General features: G+C 68.9%; 14 protein-coding genes. 8 read left to right on the top strand and 6 right to left on the bottom strand.

The annotated features are described in order from the left end of the window. Nucleotides 1–34 precede the first annotated feature (34 nt). Together glnL and ntrC are read left to right on the top strand one after the other, a co-directional pair. Nucleotides 35–1,123: a nitrogen regulation protein NR(II) gene (gene glnL, locus HPF_RS17250; protein ID WP_066155876.1), complete on the top strand. Its 1,089-nt coding sequence runs from the start codon at nt 35–37 to the stop codon at nt 1,121–1,123. Nucleotides 1,124–1,161: 38 nt separating this feature from the next. Further along, nucleotides 1,162–2,700: a nitrogen regulation protein NR(I) gene (ntrC, locus tag HPF_RS17245; protein WP_066155880.1), complete on the top strand. Its 1,539-nt coding sequence runs from the start codon at nt 1,162–1,164 to the stop codon at nt 2,698–2,700. Nucleotides 2,701–2,789: 89 nt separating this feature from the next. On the opposite strand, the gene xth is transcribed toward ntrC, so the two are convergent. Then, a complete protein-coding gene (gene xth / locus HPF_RS17240) occupies nt 2,790–3,557 on the bottom strand; it encodes an exodeoxyribonuclease III (RefSeq protein WP_133157322.1) in 768 nt (255 codons plus the stop codon). A gap of 133 nt (nt 3,558–3,690) precedes the next feature. Between xth and HPF_RS17235 the strand changes: the two genes are divergently transcribed. Genes HPF_RS17235 through HPF_RS17215 form a run of 5 tightly spaced genes read left to right on the top strand, consistent with a single transcriptional unit; the run spans nt 3,691 to nt 8,020 of the window. Continuing rightward, a complete protein-coding gene (locus tag HPF_RS17235) occupies nt 3,691–4,338 on the top strand; it encodes a thermostable hemolysin (RefSeq protein ID WP_133157321.1) in 648 nt (215 codons plus the stop codon). After that, nucleotides 4,335–5,789 carry an AMP-binding protein gene (locus tag HPF_RS17230; RefSeq protein ID WP_243721607.1) on the top strand — a complete coding sequence of 485 codons (1,455 nt, stop codon included), beginning with the start codon at nt 4,335–4,337 and terminating at the stop codon, nt 5,787–5,789. The genes HPF_RS17235 and HPF_RS17230 overlap by 4 nt, the downstream gene beginning before the upstream one ends. Before the next feature lie 19 nt (nt 5,790–5,808). Beyond that, nucleotides 5,809–6,498: an iron-containing redox enzyme family protein gene (locus HPF_RS17225; RefSeq protein ID WP_066155892.1), complete on the top strand. Its 690-nt coding sequence runs from the start codon at nt 5,809–5,811 to the stop codon at nt 6,496–6,498. Continuing rightward, nucleotides 6,495–7,316 carry an SDR family oxidoreductase gene (locus HPF_RS17220; protein WP_079365211.1) on the top strand — a complete coding sequence of 274 codons (822 nt, stop codon included), beginning with the start codon at nt 6,495–6,497 and terminating at the stop codon, nt 7,314–7,316. The genes HPF_RS17225 and HPF_RS17220 overlap by 4 nt, the downstream gene beginning before the upstream one ends. A gap of 23 nt (nt 7,317–7,339) precedes the next feature. Next, entirely contained in the window at nt 7,340–8,020 is a 681-nt protein-coding gene (locus HPF_RS17215) for a tetratricopeptide repeat protein (RefSeq protein WP_207959199.1), read from the top strand. A 21-nt stretch (nt 8,021–8,041) separates the two neighbouring features. Here the strand turns inward: HPF_RS17215 and HPF_RS17210 are convergent, their stop codons facing one another. From HPF_RS17210 to HPF_RS17200, 3 genes are read right to left on the bottom strand one after another with little or no spacing between them, the layout of a single operon-like run. Continuing rightward, nucleotides 8,042–8,554 carry a dihydrofolate reductase gene (locus HPF_RS17210; RefSeq protein ID WP_133157320.1) on the bottom strand — a complete coding sequence of 171 codons (513 nt, stop codon included), beginning with the start codon at nt 8,552–8,554 and terminating at the stop codon, nt 8,042–8,044. Further along, on the bottom strand, nt 8,547–9,461 hold the full coding sequence (locus tag HPF_RS17205; protein WP_133157319.1) for a DMT family transporter: 915 nt from the start codon (nt 9,459–9,461) through the stop codon (nt 8,547–8,549). The genes HPF_RS17210 and HPF_RS17205 overlap by 8 nt, the downstream gene beginning before the upstream one ends. Before the next feature lie 10 nt (nt 9,462–9,471). Further along, a complete protein-coding gene (locus HPF_RS17200) occupies nt 9,472–10,314 on the bottom strand; it encodes a thymidylate synthase (RefSeq protein WP_133157318.1) in 843 nt (280 codons plus the stop codon). Between the two features lie 85 nt (nt 10,315–10,399). On the opposite strand from HPF_RS17200, the gene HPF_RS17195 reads away from it, so the two are divergent. Continuing rightward, nucleotides 10,400–11,029: a glutathione S-transferase family protein gene (locus tag HPF_RS17195; RefSeq protein WP_133157317.1), complete on the top strand. Its 630-nt coding sequence runs from the start codon at nt 10,400–10,402 to the stop codon at nt 11,027–11,029. 33 nt (nt 11,030–11,062) lie between these two features. Here the strand turns inward: HPF_RS17195 and HPF_RS17190 are convergent, their stop codons facing one another. Beyond that, a complete protein-coding gene (locus HPF_RS17190; RefSeq protein ID WP_133157316.1) occupies nt 11,063–12,484 on the bottom strand; it encodes an FAD-binding oxidoreductase in 1,422 nt (473 codons plus the stop codon). Next, on the bottom strand, nt 12,481–12,930 hold the full coding sequence (locus tag HPF_RS17185) for a DUF2069 domain-containing protein (RefSeq protein WP_341785638.1): 450 nt from the start codon (nt 12,928–12,930) through the stop codon (nt 12,481–12,483). Before HPF_RS17185 ends, HPF_RS17190 begins: the two co-directional genes overlap by 4 nt. Between the last annotated feature and the right edge of the window lie 44 nt (nt 12,931–12,974).

The following is a 12,974-nucleotide window of genomic DNA, read 5'->3' as shown; positions in this document are numbered from 1 at the left end:
CCTTTCTCTCCCCCTGTCCCGTGTCGATGCGGCCATGCTGCCGGGAAAGGCTGCGCAGCGCGCGGCTTCGGCGCACGGCAAGTTCCATTCGCTGGATCTGCTGGCCACGCTGGTGGCGGTGGTCTCGCTTGACGGGCAGGTACTTTTTGCCAACGCGGCGCTGGAGGATGCCCTGGGCATGTCCCGTCGCAGCATCACGGGGACGCGGCTGCAGGACTGCTTCACCGAACCGCAGCTGCTCCAGAACGCGCTCAGCGGCGCCGCAGTCAACGAGTTCGCTGCCCTGCGGTACGACGCCTGGCTGCGGCGCCTCGCCCATGAACCGCTGCCGGTCCACGTGGTGGTGGCGCAGACCGACACGGCGGGCGAAGTCATTGTCGAGCTGCTCCCGCTGGAGCAGCAGGCCCGGCAGGAACGGGAAGAGCGGCTGATCGACCAGGCACAGGCCAACAAGGAGCTGATCCGCAACCTGGCCCACGAGATCAAGAACCCGTTGGGCGGGATTCGCGGTGCGGCCCAGCTGCTGGAGCTGGAGCTCGACAACAAACAACTGACCGAGTACACGCAGGTCATCATCCACGAGGCCGACCGCCTGCAGTCGCTGGTGGATCGCCTGCTGGCGCCACATCGCCGGCCTCACGTGGTGGGCGATGTGAACATCCACGAGGTGTGTGAACGCGTGCGCTCGCTGATCGTGGCCGAGTTCCCCCGGGGTCTGAAGGTGGTTCGCGACTACGACACCTCCATCCCCGAGTTCCGCGGCGACAAGGAGCAGCTGATCCAGGCGGTGCTCAACATCGCGCACAACGCGGCGCAGGCGCTGGCCGAGCGCATCGCGGCGGGCGATGCGCAGATCACCCTGCGCACGCGCGTGGGCCGGCAGGTGACCTTCGGCAAGCAGCGCTACCGCCTGGCACTGGAATTGCATGTGATCGACAACGGGCCTGGCGTGCCCGATGCGATCAAGGACCGCATCTTCTTCCCGCTGGTGTCGGGTCGTGAGGGAGGTTCCGGGCTGGGGCTGACCCTGGCCCAAACCTTCGTGCAGCAGCACCACGGACTGATCGAGTGTGAGAGCGCGCCAGGCCACACGGATTTCAAATTGCTGATTCCGTTGCCATGAAACCGAAACGCCTCGCCTGAGGAAGGGAAGACGCACACATGAAGCCGATCTGGATAGTGGATGACGACCAATCGATCCGCTTCGTTCTGGAGAAGGCGCTGTTGAGGGAGAACCTGCCCACCCGCAGCTTCACCAATCCGCAGGAAGTCCTCAAGGCACTGAACGAGACGCCCGAGAGCGAAGGGCCGCAGATCCTCGTGAGCGATATCCGCATGCCGGGCGGCTCGGGCCTGGACCTGCTGGAGAAGGTCAAGGAGAAGCTGCCGGGCCTGCCCGTCATCATCATGACCGCGTTCTCCGATCTGGACAGCGCGGTGTCGGCCTTCCAGGGCGGTGCGTTCGAATACCTGCCCAAGCCCTTCGACCTGCCCAAGGCGCTGGAGCTGATCCACCGCGCGGTGGAGGAGAGCCAGCGCGAGGAAGTGGCGCAGGAGTCGCTGACGGCCGCGCCCGAGATGCTGGGCCAGGCGCCCGCCATGCAGGACGTGTTCCGCGCCATCGGGCGGCTGTCGCAGAGCAACGTGACGGTGCTGATCACAGGTGAGTCGGGCTCGGGCAAGGAGCTGGTGGCGCGCGCGCTGCACAAGCACTCGCCGCGCGGTGGCGGTCCGTTCGTGGCGATCAACACCGCCGCCATTCCGAAGGACCTGCTGGAGTCCGAGCTGTTCGGTCACGAGCGCGGCGCCTTCACCGGCGCGCAGACCATGCGGCGCGGCCGCTTCGAGCAGGCCGAGGGCGGCACGCTGTTCCTGGACGAAATCGGAGACATGCCGTTCGACCTGCAGACGCGCCTGCTGCGCGTGCTGTCCGACGGGCACTTCTACCGCGTCGGTGGGCACAGCGCCGTCAAGGCCAATGTGCGCGTGATCGCGGCGACCCACCAGAACCTGGAGCAGCGCGTCAAGGAAGGCGTGTTCCGGGAGGACCTGTTCCACCGCCTCAACGTGATCCGGCTGCGCCTGCCCGCGCTGCGCGAGCGCCGAGAGGACGTGCCCATGCTCACGCGCTTCTTCCTGCAGCAAAGCGCCAAGCAGCTGGGCGTGGAGCCCAAGCGCATTTCGGATGCAGCCCTGCGCCTGCTCAGCGGTTTTGATTTCCCGGGCAACGTGCGCCAGCTGGAAAACGTCTGCCACTGGCTGACGGTGATGGCGCCGGCACAGATGATCGAGGTGAAGGACCTGCCGCCGGAGGTGCTGTCTGCGGTCGGCGATGCGGTGCCGCCCGAGTTGTCGGTGCCCGCCGAGCCGGTGGCGCCGGTGTTTGCCGCGCCGGCACCGACGGCCGCTCCCGCGGAGTGGTCTCCTGTGGTTCACGAGGCGCCCGCAGTGGCCTCAGTGGGTGCGCCCGCCACGTCAGCCCCTGTGTCGGCCTGGGAGCTGGGTCTTCAGGCCGAAGCCCGCTCGCTGCTGGAAGCCGGGCGCACCGATGTGTGGGACGTGCTCACGCGCCGCTTCGAGACCGGCCTGATCCTGACCGCGCTCGCGAACACGCGCGGGCGCCGCATCGAGGCCGCCCACAAGCTGGGCATCGGCCGCAACACGATCACCCGCAAGATCCAGGAACTCAATCTGGAATGACCCCCTGCGGCGCTGACGCGCCTTCCCCCTGAGAGGGGGACAGCGCCTGCGGCCCGGCGAAGCCGGTTCCGCGGTGCTCCTGGAGGGGCTCAGGCGCCGATCGTCAGCACCACCGGTGCGTGGTCGCTGGGCTGGGGGTTCTTGCGGGGTGCGCGGTCGATCTCGCAGGCGGTGGTGCGGGCTTTCAGCGCATCGCTGATCAGGATGTGGTCGATGCGCAGGCCGCGGTTCTTCTGGAAACCCAGCATGCGGTAGTCCCACCAGCTGAAGGTCTTGGGCGGGTGCTCGAACAGCCGGTGCGCATCGTGCAGGCCCAGGCCGATCAGGCTTTGGAGCTGGTTGCGCTCTTCGGTCGTGCAGTGGATGGTCTCGCGCAGGCCCACCGGGTCCCAGACATCGGCGTCGTCGAAGGTGATGTTGTAGTCGCCCATGAGCACCAGTTGCGGATGCTGTTGCAGCTCAGCCCGGACCCACTCGCGCATCGCGTCGAGCCAGCGCATCTTGTAGGCGAACTTGTCGCTGCCCGGCTCCTGGCCATTCGGGAAGTAGGCGCCGATCACGCGCACGCCGTCGATGGTGGCGCAGAGCACGCGCGACTGTTCGTCGTCGAAACCCGGGATGTTCCTGATGACGTTCTCCGCGGGCGTCTTGCTCAGCAGCGCCACACCGTTGTAGGTCTTCTGGCCGAACCACTGCGCGTGGTAGCCGGCGTCGGTGAAGGCCTGCACCGGGAACTTGTCGTCGGTGAGCTTGAGTTCCTGCAGGGCCAGCACATCGACCGGGTTGGTGGCCAGCCAGGCCAGCACCTGGGGCAGGCGCACGTTGAGGGAGTTGACGTTCCACGTCGCTAGTTGCATGGGGATTCCCTGGAGTCCAAAGAGCTGCATTCTAGGGAGTGAGGGCACTGTTACGTCTCCCATAAGACTCGCTTAATCTGGTCCGCAGACCATGCGTCCGTGTCCGGCCGAACCGGCTGGAAAAGGAAGCACGATGCCCCTGGCCATTGCCACCGCGGGTGGCCCATGCGCCCCCTCGTTCCCCGCGGCGAACCCGTCACCCTCGTTCTGCGTGTGCACGGAGTCCGATCCGGGGCGCGAAACCGTGGAGCGCTTCATCCAGCGGGTGTTTGCGCGCCGGTTTGGTGCACGCGTGCAGCGCTTCGCACCTGAACTGGTGTGCCTGCGCGATCCCGACAGCGGTGACATCGTGGCCGCGGCCGGCTACCGCTTTGCCGACCAAGGGGCCCTGTTTCTGGAGCGCTACCTGGATCGCCCGGTCGAACAGTGCCTGGCCGAGCCGGGCCAGCCGGCGGTGGCCCGCGCCGGCATTGTCGAGGTCGGGCATCTGGCGTCCGAGCGCGCCGGTGAAGGCCGCCGCCTGATCGTGCGGCTGGCCCACCACCTGGCCGCGCAGAACACGCAGTGGGTGGTGAGCACGCTGACCGAAGAACTGCGCCACCTGTTCGTGCGCATGGGCATCACGCCGCTGGCCCTGGGCCGGGCGGACGCCACCGCGCTGGGCGAGCAGGCGGGCGAATGGGGCAGCTACTACGAACACCACCCGGTCGTGCTGGCGGGGCAGATGCAGCCGGCGCTGCGCTGGCTGCAGCGCCGCCAGGCCAGGGGGCTGGACGCATGATGGCGTTCGACACCGTGATCGCGCTGGGCAACGGCCAGACCGGTCTGACCCGCGACGAACTGACCGCCGAAGTGGCCGCCTTGACCGCGCACCTGAAGCACGCTGGCACCCGGGTGCTGGCCACGCTGCTGGACAACGGCATGCCCTGGGTGGTGGCCGACCTGGCCGCCGAGGACGCGGGTGTGGTGCACGTGCCGCTGCCACTGTTTTTCACGCCAGAGCAGACCGCGCACGCGCTGCAGGCGGCGGGCGTCGACACGCTGCTCACCATCGCCCCGCTGGCCGCGCGCTGGCCGCAGGCTCCGTGCGAGCAATGGGACGTGGCGGGCGAACCGCTGTGTGCGCTGCGCCTGCCGGCACAGGGCCTGCCCATGCCGCCCGGCACGGCCAAGCTGACCTTCACCTCCGGCACCACCGGCACGCCCAAGGGCGTGTGCCTTGGCGCCGAGGGCCTGCACCGGGTGCGCGACGCGCTGGTGCAGGCGCTGGAGCCGCTGGACATCCGCCGCCACCTGTGCGCGCTGCCGCTGGCGGTGCTGCTGGAGAACGTGGCCGGTGTCATGGCGCCGTTGGCGCGCGGGGCGGAGTGCCTGGTGCCGCCGCTGGCCGAACTGGGCCTGAGCGGTTCCTCGTCCTTCGACCCCGCCGTGTTCAACGCGGCGGTGGAGCGCCACCAGCCCCACAGCCTGATCCTGCTGCCGCAGATGCTGCGCGCCTGGGCCGGCTGGCTGGTCAGCCAGGGCCGCCGGGCGCCCGAAGGCCTGCGCATGGTCGCCGTCGGTGGCGCCGCCGTGGGCGCGCCGCTGCTGATGGCCGCCAGCCAGCTGGGCATTCCTGCTTACGAGGGATATGGCCTCTCTGAGGGCTCATCGGTGCAGACGCTCAACCTGCCCGGCGCCGACGGTCCCGGCAGCGCCGGCCGCCCATTGCCACATGCGCATCTGCGTGTGAATGAACACGGCGAGATCGAGGTGGCTGGCGGCCTGATGCTGGGTTACCTCGGCCAGCGGCCGCTGCAAGGCGACTGGTGGCCCACCGGTGACCTGGGCGAGATCGATGCCGACGGCTTCGTGCACGTGCGTGGGCGCATCAAACACGTGCTGATCACCGCCTTCGGCCGCAACGTCTCGCCCGAGTGGGTCGAGACCGCGCTGCGCAGCGGCCGCACCCTCGCGCAGGCGGTGGTGCTCGGCGACGGCGAACCGGCCCTGAGCGCCGTGGTCTGGCCGGTGAACGACGCGCTGCCCGATTCGGCCATCCAGGCCGAGATCGACGCCGCCAACGCCTCGCTGCCCGACTACGCCCGCGTGGCCCGCTGGGTGCGGGCGCAGGCGCCGTTCACCGCCGGCAGCAGCATGGCCACCGCCAACGGCCGGCCACGCCGCGACGCCATCCTGACCCTTCATGCCCAATTGCTCGGTCTCACCGCCCACGACGCGGTGACCGCCTGAGCGTTTCTCTGGAGTCCTCATGTCCTTTCACGCCCAACTGCTGCAACAGACCGTACAGGCCCGCATGGGCCTGCTCTCCGCGCCCATCATCCAGGGCTGCCTGCGCGGCGAAGTCTCGCTGCCCAGCTACATCGCCTTCCTCACCGAGGCTTACCACCACGTCAAGCACACCGTGCCGCTGCTGCAGGCCTGCCAGGCCGCGCTGCCGGCGCACCACGCTTGGCTGAAACCTGCACTGGACGAATACGTCGAAGAAGAGAAGGGCCACGAGGAGTGGATCCTGGACGACATCCGCGCCTGCGGTGGTGACGCCGAAGCGGTGCGCCACGGCCGGCCCGGCCATGCGGCCGAGGTCATGGTCGCCTACGCCTACGACACCATCCAGCGTGGCAACCCGCTGGGTTTCTTCGGCATGGTGCACGTGCTCGAAGGCACCAGCGTCTCGCTGGCCCTGCTGGCGGCCGACAGCATCCAGAAGCCGCTGAACCTGCCGGACTCGGCCTTCAGCTACCTGCGCTCGCACGGCACGCTGGACCAGGAGCACACGGCCCACTTCCAGCTGCTGATGGACCAGATCAGCGACCCGCAGGACCAGGCCGACATCGTGCACAGCGCGAAGGCGTTCTTCCGTCTGTATGGCGACGTGTTCCGCGGCCTGCCGCTGCCGCAAATGGCGGCACAGCCCGCGCGCGAGGCGGTGGCCGCATGAAGGCCGCGAACGCGCGTGTGGTGATCACTGGCGCGGCTGGTGGCATCGGTGCCGCCAGCGCCGAGGCGCTGCTCAAGGCCGGCGCGGCGGTGATGCTGGTGGGGCGCTCGGCGTCCCGCCTGGAAGAGCTGGCGAGCCAGCTCGGACGCAGCACCGGTGCCCATCCCGCGCGGGTGGCCTGCCGGGTGGCGGACCTGACGCAGCCGAAGGATCTGGACAGCCTGTCCGCGCAGGCGGCGGTCTGGGGCTGCAACGTGCTGGTGCACAACGCCGGCCTGCCCTCGTTCGGACGGCTGCAGGACCAGACACCCGAACAGATGACGGCGGCGCTGCAGATCAATCTGCTGGCGCCCATGCTGCTCACGCGCTGCCTGCTGCCGCACCTGCTGGCTCAGCAGGCCGCACAGGTGATCTGCGTCGGCTCGGCCCTGGGGGCCATTGGCCTGCCGGGCTTCAGCGTCTACAGCGCGGGCAAGTTCGGGCTGCGCGGTTTTGCGCAGGCGCTGCGCCGCGAGCTGGCCGAGACGCCGGTGGCGGTGCAGTACCTCGGCCCGCGCACCACGAAAACCGCCTTCAACAGCGAAGCTGTGGAGGCCTACAACCGCGCCACCGGCACCGCCAGCGACCGCCCCGAACAGGTGGCCGCCGAGCTGGTGGCCCTGCTGGAGAGCGGGGACGGGGAACGCTTTGTCGGCTTTCCCGAGAAGTTCGCTGCCCGCCTCAACGGCCTGGCGCCTGCGCTGCTGGATGGCAGCTTCAAGCGCCACAGCCGCCACCTGCAGGCCACCGGTCATGTCCGGCCGGTCCTGAGTTCCTGAATCACATTCCCGGAGGTCCTTCCATGTCTGTTCCGTTTCCGCTCTCCACCACCGGCGCGTCGCGCCGCCGTCTGACCTCTGTCCTGCTGGCGCTCGCCGGCCTGTCCCTGTTGCCGGCGGTCCAGGCCGCCACGGTCGAAGAGTCCGTCACCGAGCTGCAGCAGGCCTGGGAGGTCATCAACTACAAGACGCCCGCGGCCGAGAAGGAGAAGAAGTTCGAGGCCCTGGCCGCCCGTGCCCACAAGGTCAGCGAGAGCTTTTCCGGCCGCCCCGAGCCCCTGGTCTGGGAGGGCATCATCCTCAGCTCCTGGGGTGGCGCCAAAGGCGGGCTGGGCGCTCTCGGCCTGGTCAAGCAGGCCAAGGTGCTGTACGAGCAGGCGATCCAGATCGATGGCAACACGCTCGACGGTTCGGCCTACAACAGCCTGGGCGTGCTGTACTACAAGGTGCCCGGCTGGCCGATCGCCTTCGGTGACAAGGACAAGGCCCGCGACCTGCTGCAGAAGGCGCTGGCGATCAACCCCAAGGGCATCGACGCCAACTACTTCTTCGCCGACTACCTGGTGGAGACCGGCGAGCCGCAGAAGGCCGTGGCCCACCTGGAGAAGGTGATGCAGGCGGCGCCCCGCGCCGGCCGCCAGATTGCCGACGAAGGCCGCCGCGCCGAGGCGCGCGAGCTGATGGAAAAGATCAAGTCGAAGTGACGGTCGGCGGATGGCGGACGCTCAGGCGTCCGCGCGCCGGTAGGTGACGAAGGCGAAGGGCAGCCCGCTGGCGCTGACCTGTTCTTCGCGAGCCACCTCGCGCCATTCGCCGCCCAGCACGGGCGCGAAGGCATCACCCTCGAAGTCCTGCGCGATCTCCGTCACCATCACCTCGTTGGCCAGCGGCAGCGCCTGCGCATAGATCTGCGCACCGCCGATCACCCAGGCGGTGCTACCGGCGGGGCAGAGCCCGCGCGCGGTTTCGAGCGAATGCGCCACGCTCGCGCCCTCGGCGACGAAACCCGTGTCCCGCGTCACGACGATGTTCAGCCGGCCCGGCAGCGGGCGGAATTTCGGCGGCAGCGAGTCCCAGGTCTTGCGGCCCATGATGACCGGGCAGCCCAGGGTGGTGCGCTTGAAGTGCGCCAGGTCCTCGGGCAGGTGCCAGGGCAGCTGGTTGTCCTTGCCGATCACGCCATTGGCGGCGCGGGCGTAGATCAGGTGGAGCGAAGCGGGGGCGGTGGTCTCAGGCATCCGGCGATTGTGCCGCGCCGGGACTTCTGCGCAGAAAGCCCGAGGGCAGCAGCACGCTGGCGATCGCCACCATCACGAACACCATGGCCAGCCAGTCCTGCCAGTGCGGCACCTCGCCGGTGATGAAAGTGGCGCTGAGCGTGCCCACCAGCGGGATCGCCATCACGCTCATGGCGCTGGTGGCCGGCGGCAGGTCGCGCGCCATGCCGAACCAGATCAGCTGCGCGAAGCCGTAGTTGATCAGCACGCCATAGGCCAGGCTGATCCACATCAGCGGTGTGAAACTGGCGGGTTGTGGCAGCGGTTCCAGCGACAGCGCGAGTGCCCAGACCACACTGCTGCCCAGCAGCAGCATCCAGACCGTGACCACCAGCGGCGAGAGCGTGAGGTGGGCGCGGCGGAACATCAGCGTGCCCAGCGCCCACGAGGCCGCGGCGCCCAGCATCCAGGCCACACCGGCGGGGCGGCCACTGAGCCGCTGCAGCTCGTGCCACAGCAGCAGGCCGATGGCCAGGCTCACACACACCACCGCCAGCCGCACGCGCGGCGTGATGCGCTCGCCGAAGAAGGCGGCGCCGATCAGCACGGTGAAGATGGGCATGGTGAAGCCCAGGATGGCGGCACGCCCCGAGGCCAGTTCCTGCACGCCGAAGATGGACAGCGTGTGCCAGCCCAGCACGTTGGGCAGCCCCAGCCAGGCGATGGTCAGCCATTCCTTGCCGGAGGGCCGCATGCGTTCGCCTTTGGACGCCACGTAGGCGAACAGCCAGGCCGCGCCCAGCAGCATGGTGCTGGCACGGAAGTACAGCGGCGAGAGCTGCTGCAGCGAGAGCTTCATCATGGGCCAATTGACCCCCCACATGAGTGTGAGGGCCAGCAGCGCCCAGAGCTGGCGGCGCGAAATCACGGAAAGATCGTCAGACGGCGACGGGCGCCTTGATGGCGGGGTGGCACTCGTAGCCGACCACTTCGAAATCCTCGTACTCGTAATCGAAGATCGAGGCCGGCTTGCGCTTGATGTTGAGCGTCGGGTAGGCAAAAGGCTGGCGGCTCAGCTGCAGTTCCACCTGTTCGTGGTGGTTGCTGTAGATGTGGCAGTCGCCCCCGGTCCAGATAAAGTCGCCCACGTCCAGGTCGCACTGCTGCGCCAGCATGTGGGTCAGCAGGGCGTACGACGCGATGTTGAAGGGCACGCCCAGGAAGATGTCGGCGCTGCGCTGATACAGCTGGCAGGACAGCTTGCCGCGACCGCCCGGCTCGGTGGCGGGCGCCACGTAGAACTGGAAGAAGGCGTGGCAGGGCATGAGCGCCATCTGGTCCAGGTCGGCCACGTTCCAGGCGCTGACGATGATGCGGCGGCTGTCGGGGTTGGTCTTGAGCTGTTTGACGACCTCGCTGATCTGGTCGACGTGGCCGCCGCCCGGCTTGGGCCAGTTGCGCCACTGCACGCCGTACACCGGGCCGAGTTCGCCGTCCTCGCGCGCCCATTCGTCCCAGATGGTGCAGCCCCGCTCCTGCAGCCACTTCACGTTGGAATCGCCGCGCAGGAACCACAGCAGCTCGACGATGATGGCCTTGAGGAAGACCTTCTTGGTCGTCACCAGCGGAAAGCCCTCGTTGAGGTCGAAGCGCATCTGGTGGCCGAACACGCTGCGCGTGCCGGTGCCGGTGCGGTCGCCCTTCTGCACGCCATGCTCATAGACGTGGCGCATAAAGTCTTCGTACTGGGAGCGGACGGGGCGGTGGGTCGGGGCAGTCATCCCGCCATTTTGCCTGCAAGGTTGTGGCCCCCGGGGGCAGCGGCTAGGATCGCCCTTTGCCACCACCGACCACAGGAGGAACGCCATGAGCGAGCTGGTTTTCTACACCAACCCCCAGTCCCGGGGGCGCATCGTGCACTGGATGATGGAAGAGGTGGGGCAGCCCTACCGCACCGTCTGGCTCAACTTCGGGCCCGAGATGAAGTCCGCCGAGTACCGCGCGGTCAACCCGATGGGCAAGGTGCCCGCCCTGCGGCACGGCGATGTGGTGGTGACCGAGGCCGCCGCGATCTGTGCCTACCTGGCCGATGCCTTTCCCGACACCGGCCTGGCGCCCCCGCCGGGCGATCCGCTGCGGGGCACCTGGCTGCGCTGGCTCTTTTTCGGGGCCGGGCCGCTGGAGCAGGCCGTGACCGCCCGGGCCCTCGGCTGGCAGGTGCCACCGGGACGTGAGCGCATGGCAGGCTTTGGCAGCTACGACGACACCCTGAACGCACTGGAGATCGCCCTGCGACCCGGGCCGTTCATCTGCGGTGAGCGCTTCTCCGCCGCGGATGTCTACATCGGGTCGAGCCTGGCTTGGGGCCTGATGTTCGGAACCATAGAGAAGCGCCCCGTGTTCGCCGACTATGTGAAACGGCTGGGCGGGCGCACGGCGGCGCAGCGCGCCGACCGCCTCAACGAAGAACGCCTCAAGGCACAGCCCGCAGGCTGACCCTGCCTCGACGGGCGTGCCGCTGCCGGCCGATCAGCGCAGCACCCGGCCGGGGTTGAGGATGTTCTGCGGGTCCAGCGCCTGCTTGATCGAGCGCATCAGCGCCAGCGCCACCGGGTCCTTGTAGTCCGGCAGCTTGTCGACCTTGAGGCTGCCGACGCCGTGTTCGGCGCTGATCGAGCCCTCGAAGCGCGCGACCTGGTCGAACACCAGGTGGTTGACCCGTTCCTCCTGCTCGCGCAGGAAGGTGGCCGGGTCGCCGCCTTCGGGCGCCTGCACGTTGTAGTGCAGGTTGCCGTCGCCCAGGTGGCCGAAATTCACCAGGCGCACGCCGGGTATCTCGCGCTGCAGCAGCGCGTCGGTCTCGGCGCAGAAGGCGGGGATCTTCGAGACCGGGATGCTGATGTCGTGCTTGATGTTCAGGCCCTCTTCGGCCTGTGCCAGCGGAATGCTTTCGCGGATGTGCCACAGCGCATGGGCCTGCGACAGGTTCTCCGCCACCACCGCATCGCTGACCACGCCGTTTTCAAACGCGGTCTCCAGCAGCCGCTCGAACTGGCCGCGCGCGTGGTCCTCGGACTCGCTGTCGCTGTTCTCCAGCAGCACGCAGTAGGGGTGATCGGCCCACAGCGGCACGCGCTGCTGCGGAAAGTGTTTGGCCACCAGCGAGAGGGCGAACCGGCCCATGACCTCGAAGCCGGTCAGGCCCGCGCCCAGGTGCCGGTGCGCCAGGCCCAGCAGCTGCACCGCTGCCTCCAGCGAGGGCACGGCGGCCCAGGCGGTGAGCTGCGCGGCGGGCAGCGGGTAGAGCTTCATGGTGGCCGCGGTGATCACGCCCAGCGTGCCCTCGCTGCCGACAAAGAGGTCGCGCAGGTCGTAGCCGGTGTTGTCCTTGCGCAGGCCCGAGAGACCATTCCAGACCTCGCCCTGCGCGGTCACCACCTCCAGGCCCAGGCACAGCTCGCGCGCGTTGCCGTAGCGCACCACCTGGGTGCCGCCCGCGTTGGTGGCCAGGTTGCCACCGATGGTGCAGCTGCCTTCTGCCGCCAGCGAGAGCGGGAACAGGTAGCCGGCCTTCTCGGCGGTTTCCTGCAGCACCTGCAGCACGCAGCCGGCCTCGACCGTCATGGTGAGGTTGTCGCCATCGATGGCGCGCACGGCGTTCATGCGCGTGAGGCTGAGCACCACCTGCGTGCCGCTGTCATCGGGCACCGAGCCGACCACCAGACCGGTGTTGCCGCCCTGGGGCACGATGCTCACGCCGGCGGCGGCGCAGGCTTTCACCACCGCCGCCACCTCGGCCGTATGGCCGGGTCGCACCACGGCGAGGGCACGGCCGCGCAGGCGCTTGCGCCAGTCCTGTTCCCAGGCCGAGAGGTCGGTGGCCGGGTCGTCGTGCGTCAGCACCTGGGCGTGGCCGACGATGCTGCGCAGGGTGGTGATCAGTTCGTTCATGGCTTCCTCGATGGCGGAACCGGGTCGGCCGCATAGCCGGCCTCGGCGGCGCGGCGGGCAGCGTCGGCCGCGATGGCCTCCTTGCCGGCGGCGCGCAGCCGGGTGCGGATGTGCCAGGTGCAGGCCACGAAGAGCACCACGCACAGCAGCAGCTCGATGCCGGCGAGCAGGGCCGAGAGGCTGCTGGGGTCGCTGGTCATGCGCACCGCGCCCTCGGCCGCATACAGCCAGACCAGCAGGCTGAGCCAGCGGTAGGTGTACATGCGGTTCTTGAGCAGGCCCGCCAGCGGCAAGGTCAGCGGCAGCACCTTGAGCACCAGCCAGGAACCACCGGGCCGCAGCGGCGCCAGCCAGAGTTCCCATGCCAGGCACAGCGCGATCAGCGCCACCAGGCTGGTCACCGCGAGCTGGCGGGAGCGGGCCACGCCCGCGGGAACCGGGGCCATGGCGGTCGCGGGGGAAGAGGGGGAGAGCGGGTCTGTCATGGCGG

This window comes from Hydrogenophaga pseudoflava (assembly GCF_004353865.1).
GTDB lineage: Bacteria > Pseudomonadota > Gammaproteobacteria > Burkholderiales > Burkholderiaceae_C > Hydrogenophaga > Hydrogenophaga pseudoflava.
The sequence above is the reverse complement of the archived record's forward strand: the minus strand, read 5'-3'. Positions and strand labels throughout refer to the sequence as shown.